The organism is Flavobacterium sp., from assembly GCF_965284515.1.
In the GTDB taxonomy this organism is placed as follows: domain Bacteria; phylum Bacteroidota; class Bacteroidia; order Flavobacteriales; family Flavobacteriaceae; genus Flavobacterium.
The window spans coordinates 1,686,941-1,702,754 of sequence record NZ_OZ260089.1 but is presented as its reverse complement, the minus strand read 5'-3'; the positions used below and the strand labels follow the sequence as shown (position 1 = coordinate 1,702,754).

The following is a 15,814-nucleotide window of genomic DNA, read 5'->3' as shown; positions in this document are numbered from 1 at the left end:
CCTATCTTTATAGCAAAGAAACAAAAAAATAGTGAAAAAATTAGTAGTACTAAGTGGAGCAGGTATTAGTGCTGAAAGTGGAATTAAAACTTTTCGAGATGCAGACGGACTTTGGGAAGGTCATGACATCATGGAAGTAGCTTCGCCAATTGGTTTTGCTAAAAATCCTGAACTGGTTTTAGATTTTTATAACAAACGGAGAGCTCAACTTTTAGAAGTACAACCAAATTTAGCACATGAAATTTTAGCGGAATTAGAACAAAATTTTGAAGTTCATATTATTACCCAAAATGTAGATGATTTACACGAAAGAGCCGGAAGTAAAAACGTAATTCACTTACATGGTGAATTATTAAAAGTCCGCAGTGTTTATAATGAACAAATTATTTTAGATTGGAAAACCGATTTGTTTCTAGGCGATTTAGATCAATTTGGAAACCAATTACGTCCACATATTGTATGGTTTGGCGAAGAAGTTCCTGCAATGGAAAAAGCATTAGAAATTGTGGAACAAGCCGATATTTTATTGGTCATTGGAACTTCATTACAAGTTTATCCAGCTGCAGGATTAATCAATTATGTAAACCAAAATATTCCGGTTTATTATATTGATCCAAAACCAGCTACAATTTACGATTTACCAAATCCACTTGAAGTTATGCCTTTTGCTGCAACCGAAGGAATGAAAATATTGAAAGATTTGTTGATACGTTGATTTGGTAATTTATTTAACTGTATTTCTTTTAAAAAGCAATTACAATATCAAGTTTCAACTTCAAAAAAGTAAATGCTAAAAAAAACTAATCACTAATTACTAATTACTAATCACTAATTACTAAATTTGCACTTCGTTAAAAAACAACAACACAACAAAATGCAACACTTATCAGAATTAAATGCCATTTCGCCAATTGACGGTCGATACAGAAACAAAACTCAAAATTTAGCGCCTTATTTTTCAGAAGAAGCACTTATAAAATATAGAGTTTTAATTGAAGTAGAATACTTTATTGCACTTTGCGAAGTCCCATTACCACAACTTTCTGGTGTAGACAAAGCAGTTTTTCCTGCTTTAAGAGCAATGTATGAGAACTTTTCTACTGAAGATGCACTTTGGATTAAAGAAACAGAAAAAACAACTAATCACGATGTAAAAGCGGTTGAATATTTCATTAAAGAAAAATTTGAAGCTTTAGGATTATCACCTTATAAAGAGTTTATCCATTTCGGATTAACTTCTCAAGATATAAACAATACAGCCATTCCACTTTCTACAAAAGAAGCGTTTGAAAATGTATACATGCCTTCTTTAGTTTCAGTTATTCAGAAATTAAAAGAATTAAGCGTAGAATGGAAAGATATTCCATTATTAGCAAGAACACACGGTCAACCGGCCTCTCCTACTCGTTTAGGAAAAGAAATTTTAGTTTTTGTAGAACGTTTAGAAGAGCAAATGCGTTTGTTATTCAATGTTCCGTTTGCAGCTAAATTTGGTGGTGCAACCGGAAATTATAACGCACACAAAGTAGCGTACCCAAATAACGATTGGAAAGCATTTGGTTCTCAATTTGTAGAAGATATTTTAGGTTTACACCATTCTTTCCCAACTACACAAATTGAGCATTATGATCATTTTGCTGCCTTTTTCGATGCTTTAAAACGTATCAATACCATTTTAATTGACTTAGATAGAGATATTTGGACGTATGTTTCAATGGAATATTTCAAACAAAAAATTAAAGCAGGAGAAATTGGTTCGAGTGCAATGCCACATAAAGTAAACCCAATTGATTTTGAAAACAGTGAAGGAAATTTAGGAATTGCAAATGCTATTTTTGAACACCTTTCGGCTAAATTGCCAATTTCTCGTTTACAACGTGATTTAACGGATAGTACAGTTCTTCGTAACGTAGGAGTTCCTTTTGGACATACTATTATTGCTTTTGAAGCTACATTGAAAGGTTTGAATAAATTATTATTAAACGAAGCTAAGTTTGCGGAAGATTTAGAGAAAAACTGGGCGGTTGTTGCCGAAGCTATTCAAACGATTTTAAGACGTGAAGGTTATCCAAATCCGTATGAAGCTTTAAAGGAATTGACAAGAACCAATACCGTTATTAATAAAGAATCGATTCATACGTTTATTGAAACGTTGAATGTTTCTGATGATATTAAAAACGAATTGAAACAAATTACTCCAAGTAATTATTTGGGGATATAGTTTTTATGACTAAAACTGAGAAAATACTTTTAATTATTATGGCAGCTATTTATTTGCCTATTTTATTAATTGAATTAATATTTTATCTCAGAATAATAAAAAGGCCAAATTTAAATTTCAAGAAATATTTAAAAATAAATTTAATATTTGCGTTTTGTTTTGGTATATGTTTTCTAATATTGAGTTATAAAAACTTTTTAGATTATGAAAAACCAATCCCATTTAAAGAGTTTGAAAGAATTGATTTTAAAAACTTTAGAGGGCTTGAATTAATTAAAAAAAAGTTATATGGAAGTGAATATTTTGCATATGTAGACACAAGTATTGAATATGAAATAGAAGATGGATATATTAAGGTAGAATCATATTTTCATCCTTCAAGTTCATTTGTGTATAGTAAAAATTCAAATAGTAAAGATTTATTAATACATGAATTGTATCATTTTAGAATTACAGAAGTTTTTGCAAGAAAAGCTAAAGAAGAGATTTCTAAAAATACACATTTAAATAAAAATAAAATAAAAAATATTATAGATATTATTAAAACCGAAGAAAGAGAATATCAAAAAAAATATGATTATGACACGTTTCATAGTTATGTTTATGAAAAACAAATTCGTTATCAAAAAGAAATTGACAGCTTACTTATAAATTTAAAAAATTTCGAAAATTCAAAAATAAAATACAATGAAAAAAAATAAATTCATCTTCTTAATGTCCTTTTTTATCTTAATTCTTGGCTGCGATAACAAGAATGATAAATTTCCATTGGATAAAAGATTTTGGACAGTAGATGACTATACAGAAGTAATTTTAGAGCTACGATATGGATATAAAGATGGTGAAAAACTTCCAACCTTAGACGATTCAGAAACTCAACAAATTGTTCAAAAATTTATAGATACAGAAAACTTTAAAGTAGTTTTAAATGATAAAGAATTAGGTACTAAACATAAGAGTAAAGTTGCTGTAGCATTTTTTGACAAGTGGAAAGACATGATTAATATATACAGCGATTTAGATAAAAAAGACAAATATATTTATGAAATAGAATATATTGAAACTTATAAATTTGGACTAGAACTACAATTATTCTATTTTAGACTTGGTAATGAAGAAATTTTAGCAAGTTCGGATGATCCAAACTCCGATTATATTAAAAATATTATTGATTCAAATATAAATACAATGATAGATAATTATTCATTTTATTTAGACGATATAAATAAAGAAGATGCTTTTACAGAAAATGGTAAGAAAATGTATTCAGAAGTTATGAATACATATTTTTCAAAACTGATTGACGAAAATCCAACTGCAAATTATGACAGTTTAAAAGAAAAGATTCTTTTAATGGATTCAAAAACCAAATCTGAGACAATTAAAACTGCTCTTAAAAATATTCTTTCAAAAATAGAAACTTTAAAAACAATATAGTTTCAAAGAAATGATTCTAAAATCCTATTAATTTAATAGGATTTTTTATATTTAAATAATTTTGGTTTTATAGCTACTTCGTTAAATCAAAACCATATAACAAAAAGAATGAATCTAGCCCTAACCAACTTAATAGAAGCCGAGAAAAAAGCAGAAATCTTATTTCAAGAAATTGAAAATAGAAACCTTGTAATTCCCGGGAAAACAGAAAGTCAATTAAACAAAGAAGTTTTTAACTTGGCTTTTGAATTATTTGGCATTCGTAAGTTTTGGCACAAACGTATTGTTCGTTCGGGTAAGAATACTTTATTGCCTTATAAAGAGAATCCGCCTAACTTAACCATTCAAGAAGACGATATTATGTTTTTTGATTTTGGACCTGTGTTTGAAGATTGGGAAGCTGATGTTGGCAAAACCTATGTTCTTGGAAATAATGCTCAAAAACTAAAACTGAAACAAGATGTAGAGCTTGCTTGGAAAGAAGGAAAAGCATATTTCGATCTAAATAAAGACAAGCTTACGGGTGCTGATTTTTTCAATTACACTAAAGAGTTGGCTAAAAAATACGGTTGGGAATATGGAAACCATCATTGTGGACATTTAGTAGGTAATTTTCCGCATGAAAAACTTCTTGGCGAAGATGAAATCAATTACATTCATCCAAATAACAATATTTTAATGTCTGAAAAAGATATAAACGGAGAAGAACGATTTTGGATTTATGAAATTCACTTTGTAAACAAAGAGTTAGAAATTGGTGGTTTTTTTGAGCAATTGGTTTCGTAAAAACAATATTATAATTCTACTTTGTTTATTAAATCAATATAATATTCTTTATTATTTTGATTCAATTCAGCATACATTTCCATTGAAGAATCACTTATTGCTAAAAGTTGTTCCATAAGAATTGCTTTTTGTTCTTCGGTTAGTTTTTTAAGAAAGACACCAATACCAAACTTTTCTTCCTTATCTAAAAAAACACATGTTTTTTTACCTTTTTCAGTAAGATATAAGTTAAAATTACGTTTATCAACTTCATCGACTTCTTTATTTATATAGCCTTTAACCACTAATTTATTTACCGCTTTAGCAGTAGTTGTTTTATCAACTAAAAGCAAAGAGGAAAGTGTTTTTTGGTTGATTCCTGGATTTTCTTTAATTCGAACTAAAAATTGGTATTGCCCTTTCTCTAAATTAATAGATTTCATTACATAATCACTAAACGAGTTTACCGATCTGTAAATTTGACCAATTTCTCTTAAAATTTCTTTATCCATTTCTTAATTTTACTTAAAAGCTATCAAAAGATGTTATTACATCTTTTACTAATACAGGCATAAATATACTTAAATAAAAAAACACCCAAAAAAGAATGGGTGTTTTAATATCAATATTATAAAATTCTATTTTTTATTTACTAACTGCATTAAGATTTTGTTTTGTTCTTTTAATTCTTCTACAGCAGTTTTTAGAAGTTCAATTTGCTCTTGCTGCTCTTGAATAGCTTTTACTGCTACAGGAATTAATTGATTGTACATTATTCCGTTAGGATTTTCAATTTGCATTTTAACTAAATCTTCTCCTTCTTTTACAGTATACCAATCTGAAGTTTTAACAGCTTCTGGTATTACTTCTAATAATTCTTTCGCATTAAAACCAATAGCCAATTCGTTTTCCTCGTCAGTAGTCATCCTACTTCCAATGTTTATTGATTCTTCTTTATATACAAATGGTTTTAAACGCATAATTTCAGCCAAACCTTTCATTTTGGTTTCAGATTTTCCACTTGTTCTAGTGTAAATATTTGGTCCACCAACTGCTACGAATCTATATCCATGAATATCTTTCCAAAATCTATCGTTAGTATTAATAGTTGCATTAGCTCCTAAGTTTAGAAGATTGTTTGTCATAGGACTTACACTATTGCTAAAAAAGAACTCAGAATGTCCATCTACAATATATTCAATTGATCCAATTTCAACAGCGGTTCCTCCAGAGCCACCTGTATAAAAACCTGCTACAAAATCTTTAGTGAATAAGTTATTACCAGTATCACGAAATGTAACACCGTCATCTCCTAATACAACCGTAGACCCACCTCCAAAACTAATATAGTCACTTGGAGCATTTGTTCTAAATATTCTTCTCGTATTACCTTGTACTTCAAAATAACCTGTAGAACTTTCATTAAAAGTTAAATCGTAAGTTCCTTGAGCAATTGTTGTGTCTTCTATTAGAGTACCTCCCAACTTCACAGTACTACTAGCGTCTGTTAAACCATTTGTAAAAGTGTAAGAACCACCTCCACCACCACCTCCGGCAGCTACTTTCCATGTAGCGTTTCCATTAGCGTCAGATGTTAATACATATCCGTCTTGTTGTTGACCGTCTTCTAATCTAAACACATATGTTCCTGAACCACCAGCAGAGACCTCTGTTACAAGAACATCATCAAATGCAGCACCAATGTCATTATTTCCAATATATCTAAATTTTAATGAATACGTATTACCTGCTACAACTGTATGTGTTCCTGAATAAGATGTATTTGTTGCATCTACAGTTAAATTTAAAAGAGTAGCTGCAGTTGTTGCTGTAGTTTCATTATAAAGAGTTACTACAAAACTATCACCTGCACTAAAATCGTTATAACCATAATTAAAAGACACATCAATTGATGTAGAAGTAGGACTAAATGTTCCTTCTGTAACCGTCTGGTTTTGTGCACATGAGCCATAAACTATATAGGCTCTATTACCAGTACAAGTATTACAAGCACCTTGCCAAGTATCTACAGGGTTTACATGCCAAATATTTGGTGAAGATGCACAAACATTTCCCGCATTTAAAGTGTTGCTTAATGTTCCTGAAGAAAAATCATTTGAATATAACGTTGAAGGTCCCCCTCCTGCAGGAACAGTGGTTCCTGTGATATGAAATTTTGCACTTGGTGCTGTATTTCCAACGCCAACATTACCTGTATTTGCATTATACATTTCAGTCCCAGAAACAGTCCAATCGTTATCTGCCCCTCCAAAAGTAGTCCAAATTGTCCCATTAAAATACCAAAATCCAGAAACTCCATCAGTTTGATAAATTAAAAGTCCTGTTGCTGGAGATGCTATTGCGTTTTTTTGAGTCAAAGTCATTCTAGGAATTAATACACCCGAATTTGTTGATGTAATATCTAGCATCGAAGATGCATTTGGAGATGTAGTTCCAATACCTACTTGTGCATTTAAAGCAGATAATGAAAATAAAAGAAATGTTAATGAAGAAAGTAATTTTTTCATGTTAAATGCATTGTTAAAATTGTTAGATTTAAAATTTTATTTACTTCAATTGAAAATAATTTATTAAAAAACTTTCAAATATTGTATCCTAATTTCGGACGCAATTTAGAAATAATAGTTGAACTTTCATCTAATATTTTTGAAAATATTATAAACATGAATAATAAAATAAATATTTAGGGAAAAAACATTTATTTTGTTTAACTAATTTTGATTTATATTAAACATTTATTTTGTATCTTTGAGTAAAATTTAAAAGAAATGAAAAAAGAATCTAAACTGACTAAAGAAAGTATTATAGGAAACTATGCTAAAATGATTTTAGAGGAAAGTAAAAAGCCTAACTCAATTTATCATTTTTGCCAATCTTTAAAAATAGAAGAAACACAGTTTTATCAGTTTTTTTCAAGCTTTGAACATCTAGAAGAAAGCGTGTTTGAAAGTTTTTTTGAAAATACTTTAAACCTACTTTCAAAAAGTAAAGAGTACAATGATTATGATGCTAAAACAAAATTATTAAGTTTTTATTTTACTTTTTTTGAACAATTAACTGCAAATAGAAGTTTAGTAATCTATTTACTTTCAAACGAGAAAAATAAACTTGAGAATTTAAAAAAACTTTCAGGTTTAAGAAACCATTTCAAAAAATACATTGATGGCTTAGGTATAGAAACGGTAAATATTCCACAAGAAAAAATACAAAAAATACAGCAAAAAAGTATTTCAGAAATGGCTTGGTTGCAAATGCTAATGACATTAAAATTTTGGATGGATGACAAATCTCCTTCCTTCGAAAAGACAGATATTTTCATAGAAAAATCAGTTCATGCAAGTTTTGATATGCTTGACATTACACCTTTAAAAAACATTATAGATTTTGGAAAATTTCTTTGGAAAGAAAAAATGAATAACTAACTATGAAAACACTAGACAGTATTCCTACGTCAAAAATTCAACGTGCTTCTAAACTGATACAAACAGGTGCAAAAGTAGGTGTGAATTACATAAAATACTACGGAGATAAATTAGTTAAAACCGAAGAAGAAGCCAAGGAAAGTTTAAATCAAAGTAATGCAGAAGACATTTACGACGGATTAAAACAAATGAAAGGAAGTGCTTTAAAAGTAGCGCAAATGCTAAGTATGGAAAAGAGTATTTTGCCAAGAGCTTATGTTGAAAAGTTTTCACTTTCGCAATTCTCAGTTCCACCCTTATCTGCTCCTTTAGTAATAAAAACATTTAAAAGCTATTTTGGGAAAGCACCAAGTGAAATTTTTGATGTCTTTAACCCAGAATCCATTAATGCAGCAAGTATTGGACAAGTGCATCAGGCCGAATTAGAAGGCAAAAAATTAGCGGTTAAAATTCAATATCCTGGAGTTGCACAAAGCATTTCGTCAGATTTAGCTTTGGTTAAACCAATCGCTATTAAGATGTTTAACATAAAAGGCAAAGATTCAGATAAATATTTTCAGGAAGTTGAAAACAAATTGGTTGAAGAAACTGACTATATTAATGAAGTAAAACAAAGTAAAGAAATTGCTTTAGCTTGTAGTCATTTACCTAATTTAAGGTTTCCAGAATATTATGAGCAATGGTCTTCTGACCGCATCATAACAATGGATTGGATGACAGGTAAACATCTGTCAGAATTTACTGCTGTAAATACAAACCAAGATACTTCAAATATTATTGGTCAAGCGTTATGGGACTTTTACATGTATCAAATGCACGTTATTAAAAAAGTACATGCGGATCCTCATCCTGGAAACTTTTTAGTTTCGGAAGACGGAAAATTAATAGTACTCGATTTTGGTTGCATGAAAGAAGTTCCTGAGGATTTCTATGTACCGTATTTTGAATTAGCTAAAAAAGAGAATATCAATAATCCAAGGATTTTCGAAGAGAAATTATACGAATTAGAGATTTTAAAACCTGAAGATACTACTGAAGAAAAAGTGTTTTTTTCAAAATTATTTCATGAAATGCTTAGTTTATTTACCCAACCTTTTCATGAGAAAACATTTGATTTTTCAGATGAAAAATTCTTTGGTCAAATTGCAGAATTGGGTGAACGTTATTCAAAGAGTACTGAAATTAGAAACATGAACGGAAACAGAGGTTCAAAACACTTCATTTACATTAATAGAACATTCTTTGGATTATATAACTTAATGCATGATATAAAGGCTAACAATGTTATAATTGATAATTTTAAAAATTATTAATGCTTTGCGAGAATACATATAGAAATGATAAAATTACTCAACAAATCAATGATTTAATTGGAAAACCTTATTCCTTTTTTAAATCAATTCAAATGAAAGGAACTGGCTCTCAAAGAATGATGATTGATGAAGTAAGTAACCATTTTAAAAATATGATACATCCTTCAGATATTAATTATGGTTCATTGGAAATTCGTCCCAATGGAATTATTTTTCATATTTCAAAAGGGTTACAACGTTTTGTATGGGTTATTCCATATTACAAATTAGTGATTTTTAAATCAACAACATTAAGTATTCATGCAGATGGAATGTTTATTAAAATTAAAAAAACTCAAATTTCTACAAAAAACAATTCATTTATATCTAAAATAATCGATCTAAAATCAAAACAAATCTCAGATGTCAATAATTGAAAAATTAACTGAAATAGAAATAGATAGAATAATTGAAATGGCTTGGGAAGATAGAACTCCATTCGAAGCTATAGAGTTTCAATTTGGGTTAAAAGAAATGGATGTTAAAGCTTTAATGCGAAATCAATTAAAGCGTTCAAGCTATGAATTATGGCGCAAACGAGTAACCAATAGAAAAACTAAGCACGAAAAATTAAGAACTTTTTCAGAAGGGCGCTTTAAATGTAAACTACAAAGACAAATTACCAATAATAAAATATCAAAACGTTAAGAAAACAAACAATTACATTTTTAAAATATATCTAATTGATGTACCTTGCTGAACCTATAAAATATGTAAAATGGAAGGTAATAAAAGATTAAATTATATTAAAAATGTTATAGAAAACATGCCTATTGGTTGGTTAAACATAACAACACATAGACTTGATATATATGATGAAAAATTGGCGAAAACTCAATTTTTAGAAGTTTTTGAAAATTTATTTAATGAAAATAACGCATCTGCTTCAGTTCTAAATAATTTACCTACTGCATACGATTATATTAGATTAGGCCATCCTTTATCTTGTGTTTTGGAATGGACAATAGCAAATTTAAATAACTTAAAGTCTGAAAATGCAATTAGCTTTGATTCTAAGACGGCACCTATATTAGCAATACTTAGAAAAAATTTATTTGCAAATAAAAGAACTCAAATCTATTACACTAACGAATTACCAAAATGTTTTGAAGCAGAAATAATAAGAAATGTTTATGGCTATGAATTTAGTTTAATAAATGTTGAAAAAGCAGAAGAAGTTTCAAATTTTGATGGAACAACTATTTTCATTTCAATACAAAATGAAGTTTCAACTATTCATCAAAATTCAAATATTGATTTTTACATCAACATTAACGAAGAATTTGGAAGTGTTTTATTAGTAAATGGAACTAAAAATGAAGATTATATTCCAGAAATTCAGCATGTAAGAAGAAGAGAAACCATAGCAATGACTCCTGCAAATGCTTTAAATGCTTTAAAAGGATTAACAAATCAACCTATATGTGAAACTGAAAAAAATAGAGAATCTGATAAAATAAAAGTTCTGAACTCTATTAAAGAAATTACAGGTACGAGTACAAAACCACTAGTCGCATCAAGTGGGTTGTCTATTCAATATGCTATTTTAATGGGACTTATACATGATGCCTTAGAAAACCACAAAGGAAAAACTATAAAATTAGTAGTACCTCCTAATTGTTATGGCGGTACAAATGATCAAGCAAGAAGAGTTGCTGCATGCCTTGATAATGTAGAAATTGTTGATTTACCTGTTGATGGTGGCAACGATATGAACAAAAGTATTGATGTTGTCTTAGCTAAAATTGCTGACGAAGATGCAATACCATTCATCATAGCTGAAATTCCAACAAATCCAAGAGTAGAAGTTCCAAATCTAGTTCAGTTAAGAGAGGTTTTAACTAAAAAAAGAACTACTCCAAACGGAACAATCGCTATTGAACCTGTTTTTATTTTAGATCAAACATTTTGTCCTAATGTACACTTTCTAGGAGAAAATGAAATACTCTCTTCGGTAAGGACTATTTCTTTTGCAAGCGGTTCTAAATTTCCAAGTGGAGGAAAATGTACTGCTGGTTATTGTGTAGGGAATAATAAAACAGTTTCTCTCATGCAAAAAATAGAAAAACATTTAATGCTTTGTGATAATGAAGCAACTGCACTTCAATATGAAATTTTAGCAGAACAATTGCCTTCTATGAATCAAAGAATAACTGAAGCATATAAAAATACACGTGAATTTGTGAATTTTATTCAAAAAGTGCTACCTAATGCTAAAATTAATTTTGTTTCAGAAGAGTTAGCAATTCAAGGCTTTACACCATCTGTATTTTCATTAGATCTTCCAACAAAAGGAAATAATGAAGAAGAGAGAGAAAACTATAAAAGAGCATTGAATCTGAAGTTAATAAACTTAATGATTACTAAAATTCCAAATGAAAGTAAGTTTTGTGTAAGTTATGGACAACTTAAAGGATGTTATTGGACAATACCTGCTACATCTACACAAGGCACAACTAAAGAAGGTGATAAAGATTATATTGTTCGCGCATCACTTTCTCCAAATCTAGATCTTGAATTACACAAAAAGGTCTTTTTAGAATTTGTAGAAACTATTTAAAAAAAATCCATTAGTAAATACTAATGGATTTTTTTATTGTTATAATACATATAATTATCGCGAATAATTAGGAGCCTCTTTTGTGATTGTTACATTATGCGGATGGCTTTCCCCTATTCCACTAGTTGTGATTCTTACAAATCTTCCTGTTTCTTGTAATGTTGCAATATCTTTAGAACCACAATAACCCATTCCGGCTCTTAAACCTCCAATAAATTGAAGCATACTTTCATTTAATTCACCTTTGTAAGGAACACGACCTACAATTCCTTCTGGAACTAATTTCTTAACATCATCTTCAACATCTTGAAAATAACGGTCTTTAGAACCTTCTTTCATAGCTTCTACAGAACCCATTCCTCTATATGATTTGAATTTTCTCCCTTCAAAAATAATTGTTTCTCCCGGAGACTCTTTCGTTCCTGCTAATAGTGACCCTAGCATTACACAATCTGCTCCTGCTGCCATAGCTTTAGGGATATCTCCTGTGTAACGAATTCCTCCATCTGCTATAACAGGAACTCCACTGCCTTTAATTGCAGCGGCTACCTCTAAAACTGCCGAAAATTGGGGAAAACCAACTCCTGCAACAACACGTGTTGTACAAATTGACCCCGGTCCAATTCCAACTTTTACTCCATCAGCACCACTTTCAACTAAATACTGAGCTGCTTCTGGTGTTGCAATATTTCCTACTACAACATCTAAATTTGGAAAAGCTTCTTTAACTGCTTTCAGTACATCTACAACTCCTTTTGTATGCCCGTGAGCCGTATCAATAATAACAGCATCAACTCCAGCATTTACCAAAGCAGTAGCTCTTTCAACAGCATCGGCAGTAACTCCTAAAGCAGCAGCAACACGTAAACGACCGTATTGATCTTTATTAGCGTTTGGCTTTTGAGTAAGTTTAGTAATATCTCTAAAAGTAATTAATCCGGCTAATTTGTTACCTTCAGAAACTACTAATAATTTTTCAATTTTATGATCTTGTAAAATTTCTTCTGCTTGTTCTAAAGTTGTACCTACTTTAGCCGTAACTAAGTTTTCAGAGGTCATAACTTCAACGATAGAACGATCGCTATTTTTTTCGAAACGCAAATCACGATTGGTGACAATGCCTTTAAGAGTCATTTCATCATCAACTACTGGAATACCCCCAATTCCGTGCTCTTTCATTGCTCTTTTAGCATCACCAACAGTTGCATTTAATGTTAAAGTTACAGGGTCAATAATCATTCCTGATTCTGCACGTTTTACTTTACGAACTTCAGCTGCTTGTCTTTCAATAGACATGTTTTTATGTAAAACACCTATTCCTCCCTCTTGAGCCATAGCAATAGCCATATCACTTTCGGTAACTGTATCCATAGCAGCCGAAATAATAGGAACGTTTAAAGTAATGTTTCTAGAAAATTTTGATTTGATACTTACTTCGCGTGGAAGTATTTGAGAGTAATTTGGAACTAAAAGAACATCGTCATAAGTAAGTCCTTCTCCGATGATTTTCGCTGTGTGTGCTTTCATGTTGCAATTTGTAGTTAAATTGCATGCAAAGATAATTAAAATAAGGTAGAATATAGAAATTCCTAATTAGAATTTTTAAAATAAATTATTCATTAGTTCTTGGTAATAGTAATTGTTTTAAAACTATTATTGAACCTATTGTAAAACATAGCGTCATTGTTAGCCCAGAAATAATAATTAAATATTTTACCCAAGTATATCCTAACCATAAAAAGTAAATACCTCCAAATGTTATTATAATTGAAAGAAATGGTTCAATTAATAAAAATCCCTTTAGTTTTTTTGGCAAACTCGTCATTAAGACAAAAATCCCTTGAAGAAAAAAAATAAATGAAAGAGACAAAATATGAGTATGTATAATAGTAAGCATTTCTCGCTCACCTTTTTTAAATTTCATAGTGTCTGCTTCTAAATCATCTTCGTTACCTAAATAATTTTCTTCAATTCCTATCGTAGAATTATTAGTTGTTTGAGAAACAAATGTAAGACCTGTGTAATAACCAATACTTAATACGATTATAAAAGCAGCACAGAAATATTTTGCCTGTTTAGGTAGTGAATACAGTAGTCCGTTTAATTGCATTATATAGCTTTGTTATCTTTTAACATTTTTACCGTTTTTAAAACGTCATTTGTAGCATTTATCATTGAACGCACCGAAATAGTTGCACCAGAAATAGCGTCAATATTATTTTTATATTCTAAATTATCATTTGTATTTTTACCTATAAATTGACGTAACCAACGTGTACTACCAATTTCACCGCCGTATTCTTCTCTATAAATAAGTACGTTTGATTTTTTAATTGTTCCAGTTGCGTCTAATAAAATTAAATAATCAAACTCTGCTGTTTTACTTGGTGCTCTATCTAAAAAAACATAACCCAAAACCTTATTTGAAGATATAATTTTATAAAAATTATTATCATCTACTTTAATAGGTAATGAGGTATTTAATGATGTATTTATTGAAACATTTGTTAGCGTATAATTTTCAATTGAAAATGTTGCTTTAATTTCTTTAGCTACTTTCTTTTTAAGGCTTTTAGGAATCTCAAAAGAACATAAGAAAAAAATTAAAACTGATAACAAAATTGTAAAAAGACTATTTATTTTCATATTGCAAAAATACTTGATTTATTAAAACCAAACAACTAAAGAACAACATTAAAGTTATTCTTTAGCTGTATGATAACTATAATTAAACTAAACAATTATTAGAACCAAACTCCTAAACCAAAATTCAATTGATTTTTAACTAAATCACTTGGCAAAGCAGCGTTATCATTAAATTGATAATCAGCTTTTGCAACTACTCCAGAAGTTAAGTGATATGTAAGTCCTAAAGTAATATCAGTTCTATCATAACCTAAATTTTCAGTAATTGCATCAACTTTTGCATGAGTATCATACTTTTCATATCGCGCAAAAGCAAATAATTTTTGAGCATTTTGAGAAGGTAATAAATTATAAGCTCCTTCTATGTAATATCCTGACAATTGACTCCCTAAATTCTGACCTGTAAGAGCATTATATTCTTTAGAACCAGAAATATCAGCTATTATATATTGACCTCTAGCCATAAATTTTCTATATGCATAACGAGCATCCAAACCTATCATTGACAATCCTACATCTGCTCCATCAATCATATCAACATCATCTGGAGCTTGTGTTTTTCCAAAATAACCTGATAAACCAAGACGTAAACCTGGCAAACCGTAATAGTCAAATTTCAATGATAAATTTGGTGAATTTATTGTAGATTCAATGCCTTTTTGTCTTCCACCTCTTAATCCATTTGAGCCTCCTAATAAACCTCCTGTTACAATACCGTTTTCATCTGAAGTAACCGACTTAAAACCATTAAAAATATATGCTTGATAACCTAATGAAAGGTCATTAAACTTACCCGAAACTCCAACTCCAAGTTCTCTCCAAGTTGTTGGAACAATAGACTTGTCCATCGATGGACGATTTGTACCGTTAAAAGTAGTTGGTTCGTGAAACTCATTAATAATTCCCATAGGCACCAACATCAAACCTCCTCTTAAATTCACATTATTTGCTAAATTATAATTTATGAAAGCTTGTTCTACATAAACTTCTTGAACATGCTCAAATTCTATTTCAGTAACGAATTGTATTTTATCATCAAATTTATATCCGAAAAGCATTACTAATCGTTGAACATCTAAAGTACCGTTATCTCCTTCAGGTTGATTATAAAGCATCTCTCCATATCCACCAACAGTTACAGCTTTTCCATAATTTCCAGATAAAATACGTTGTGCAGCATTTTGTTGTTTTTGCGGATCCAATTGAATTGAGTCACTTACTGTTTGAGCATTTACTAATGCTGTTGCCATTATAGCTAATGAAAATACTAATTTCTTCATTTTTAATTATTATTATTATTTAGATTGTATAAAAATTACGAGGCAAAAATACCAAGGCAAAATTAAATACGCAAGTTTATTTAGAATAAATTAAAATAATAAATGTAAAA

At 29.8% G+C, this 15,814-nt stretch carries 16 protein-coding genes; 10 read left to right on the top strand and 6 right to left on the bottom strand.

What is annotated here, in order from left to right; translation table 11 throughout:
• Positions 1-28: 28 nt before the first annotated feature.
• The 5 genes from ACQ65T_RS07890 to ACQ65T_RS07870 all read left to right on the top strand — a co-directional run bounded on the left by ACQ65T_RS07890 (position 29) and on the right by ACQ65T_RS07870 (position 4,444).
• Positions 29-715 carry an SIR2 family NAD-dependent protein deacylase gene (locus ACQ65T_RS07890; protein ID WP_430401342.1) on the top strand — a complete coding sequence of 229 codons (687 nt, stop codon included), beginning with the start codon at positions 29-31 and terminating at the stop codon, positions 713-715.
• Positions 716-874: 159 nt separating this feature from the next.
• A complete protein-coding gene (purB, locus tag ACQ65T_RS07885; RefSeq protein WP_430400540.1) occupies positions 875-2,221 on the top strand; it encodes an adenylosuccinate lyase in 1,347 nt (448 codons plus the stop codon).
• A gap of 179 nt (positions 2,222-2,400) precedes the next feature.
• Positions 2,401-2,922, top strand: a complete 522-nt coding sequence (locus tag ACQ65T_RS07880) for a hypothetical protein (RefSeq protein ID WP_430400539.1) — start codon at positions 2,401-2,403, stop codon at positions 2,920-2,922.
• Complete coding sequence (locus tag ACQ65T_RS07875) at positions 2,909-3,658, top strand: hypothetical protein (protein ID WP_430400538.1); 750 nt, start codon at positions 2,909-2,911, stop codon at positions 3,656-3,658. The genes ACQ65T_RS07880 and ACQ65T_RS07875 overlap by 14 nt, the downstream gene beginning before the upstream one ends.
• A gap of 108 nt (positions 3,659-3,766) precedes the next feature.
• Positions 3,767-4,444 carry a M24 family metallopeptidase gene (locus ACQ65T_RS07870; RefSeq protein WP_430400537.1) on the top strand — a complete coding sequence of 226 codons (678 nt, stop codon included), beginning with the start codon at positions 3,767-3,769 and terminating at the stop codon, positions 4,442-4,444.
• Positions 4,445-4,452: 8 nt separating this feature from the next.
• Here ACQ65T_RS07870 and ACQ65T_RS07865 read toward each other — a convergent pair whose 3' ends face one another.
• Both ACQ65T_RS07865 and ACQ65T_RS07860 read right to left on the bottom strand, forming a co-directional pair.
• Entirely contained in the window at positions 4,453-4,935 is a 483-nt protein-coding gene (locus ACQ65T_RS07865; RefSeq protein ID WP_430400536.1) for a MarR family winged helix-turn-helix transcriptional regulator, read from the bottom strand.
• 126 nt (positions 4,936-5,061) lie between these two features.
• Positions 5,062-6,951: a hypothetical protein gene (locus tag ACQ65T_RS07860; protein WP_430400535.1), complete on the bottom strand. Its 1,890-nt coding sequence runs from the start codon at positions 6,949-6,951 to the stop codon at positions 5,062-5,064.
• A 261-nt stretch (positions 6,952-7,212) separates the two neighbouring features.
• Between ACQ65T_RS07860 and ACQ65T_RS07855 the strand changes: the two genes are divergently transcribed.
• From ACQ65T_RS07855 to ACQ65T_RS07835, 5 genes are all read left to right on the top strand, one after another.
• Complete coding sequence (locus tag ACQ65T_RS07855; protein ID WP_430400534.1) at positions 7,213-7,866, top strand: TetR family transcriptional regulator C-terminal domain-containing protein; 654 nt, start codon at positions 7,213-7,215, stop codon at positions 7,864-7,866.
• Positions 7,867-7,868: 2 nt separating this feature from the next.
• Positions 7,869-9,179, top strand: a complete 1,311-nt coding sequence (locus ACQ65T_RS07850; protein WP_430400533.1) for an ABC1 kinase family protein — start codon at positions 7,869-7,871, stop codon at positions 9,177-9,179.
• Positions 9,179-9,595, top strand: a complete 417-nt coding sequence (locus tag ACQ65T_RS07845) for a hypothetical protein (protein ID WP_430400532.1) — start codon at positions 9,179-9,181, stop codon at positions 9,593-9,595. Before ACQ65T_RS07850 ends, ACQ65T_RS07845 begins: the two co-directional genes overlap by 1 nt.
• Positions 9,582-9,866 (top strand): TIGR03643 family protein, encoded by a 285-nt coding sequence (locus tag ACQ65T_RS07840; RefSeq protein WP_430400531.1) that lies wholly within the window; start codon positions 9,582-9,584, stop codon positions 9,864-9,866. Before ACQ65T_RS07845 ends, ACQ65T_RS07840 begins: the two co-directional genes overlap by 14 nt.
• 70 nt (positions 9,867-9,936) lie before the next feature.
• Complete coding sequence (locus ACQ65T_RS07835) at positions 9,937-11,778, top strand: cystathionine beta-synthase (protein ID WP_430400530.1); 1,842 nt, start codon at positions 9,937-9,939, stop codon at positions 11,776-11,778.
• Positions 11,779-11,832: 54 nt separating this feature from the next.
• Here the strand turns inward: ACQ65T_RS07835 and guaB are convergent, their stop codons facing one another.
• The 4 genes from guaB to ACQ65T_RS07815 form a co-directional block, all read right to left on the bottom strand.
• Positions 11,833-13,305, bottom strand: coding sequence for an IMP dehydrogenase (gene guaB / locus ACQ65T_RS07830; protein WP_430400529.1), 1,473 nt, complete (start codon positions 13,303-13,305; stop codon positions 11,833-11,835).
• A gap of 85 nt (positions 13,306-13,390) precedes the next feature.
• Positions 13,391-13,888 carry a hypothetical protein gene (locus ACQ65T_RS07825; RefSeq protein WP_430400528.1) on the bottom strand — a complete coding sequence of 166 codons (498 nt, stop codon included), beginning with the start codon at positions 13,886-13,888 and terminating at the stop codon, positions 13,391-13,393.
• Positions 13,888-14,424 carry an FMN-binding protein gene (locus tag ACQ65T_RS07820; protein ID WP_430400527.1) on the bottom strand — a complete coding sequence of 179 codons (537 nt, stop codon included), beginning with the start codon at positions 14,422-14,424 and terminating at the stop codon, positions 13,888-13,890. Before ACQ65T_RS07820 ends, ACQ65T_RS07825 begins: the two co-directional genes overlap by 1 nt.
• 98 nt (positions 14,425-14,522) lie before the next feature.
• Complete coding sequence (locus ACQ65T_RS07815) at positions 14,523-15,704, bottom strand: porin (RefSeq protein WP_430400526.1); 1,182 nt, start codon at positions 15,702-15,704, stop codon at positions 14,523-14,525.
• Positions 15,705-15,814 lie beyond the last annotated feature (110 nt).

Excerpts from the sequence above, each read along its gene's own strand:
- ACQ65T_RS07835 (WP_430400530.1), top strand. The coding sequence starts at position 9,937 with ATGGAAGGTAATAAAAGATTAAATTATATTAAAAATGTTATAGAAAAC.
- ACQ65T_RS07875 (WP_430400538.1), top strand. The coding sequence starts at position 2,909 with ATGAAAAAAAATAAATTCATCTTCTTAATGTCCTTTTTTATCTTAATT.
- ACQ65T_RS07850 (WP_430400533.1), top strand. The coding sequence starts at position 7,869 with ATGAAAACACTAGACAGTATTCCTACGTCAAAAATTCAACGTGCTTCT.
- ACQ65T_RS07840 (WP_430400531.1), top strand. The coding sequence starts at position 9,582 with ATGTCAATAATTGAAAAATTAACTGAAATAGAAATAGATAGAATAATT.
- ACQ65T_RS07860 (WP_430400535.1), bottom strand. The coding sequence starts at position 6,951 with ATGAAAAAATTACTTTCTTCATTAACATTTCTTTTATTTTCATTATCT.
- purB (WP_430400540.1), top strand. The coding sequence starts at position 875 with ATGCAACACTTATCAGAATTAAATGCCATTTCGCCAATTGACGGTCGA.
- ACQ65T_RS07870 (WP_430400537.1), top strand. The coding sequence starts at position 3,767 with ATGAATCTAGCCCTAACCAACTTAATAGAAGCCGAGAAAAAAGCAGAA.
- ACQ65T_RS07855 (WP_430400534.1), top strand. The coding sequence starts at position 7,213 with ATGAAAAAAGAATCTAAACTGACTAAAGAAAGTATTATAGGAAACTAT.
- ACQ65T_RS07865 (WP_430400536.1), bottom strand. The coding sequence starts at position 4,935 with ATGGATAAAGAAATTTTAAGAGAAATTGGTCAAATTTACAGATCGGTA.
- ACQ65T_RS07815 (WP_430400526.1), bottom strand. The coding sequence starts at position 15,704 with ATGAAGAAATTAGTATTTTCATTAGCTATAATGGCAACAGCATTAGTA.
- ACQ65T_RS07825 (WP_430400528.1), bottom strand. The coding sequence starts at position 13,888 with ATGCAATTAAACGGACTACTGTATTCACTACCTAAACAGGCAAAATAT.
- ACQ65T_RS07820 (WP_430400527.1), bottom strand. The coding sequence starts at position 14,424 with ATGAAAATAAATAGTCTTTTTACAATTTTGTTATCAGTTTTAATTTTT.
- ACQ65T_RS07845 (WP_430400532.1), top strand. The coding sequence starts at position 9,179 with ATGCTTTGCGAGAATACATATAGAAATGATAAAATTACTCAACAAATC.
- guaB (WP_430400529.1), bottom strand. The coding sequence starts at position 13,305 with ATGAAAGCACACACAGCGAAAATCATCGGAGAAGGACTTACTTATGAC.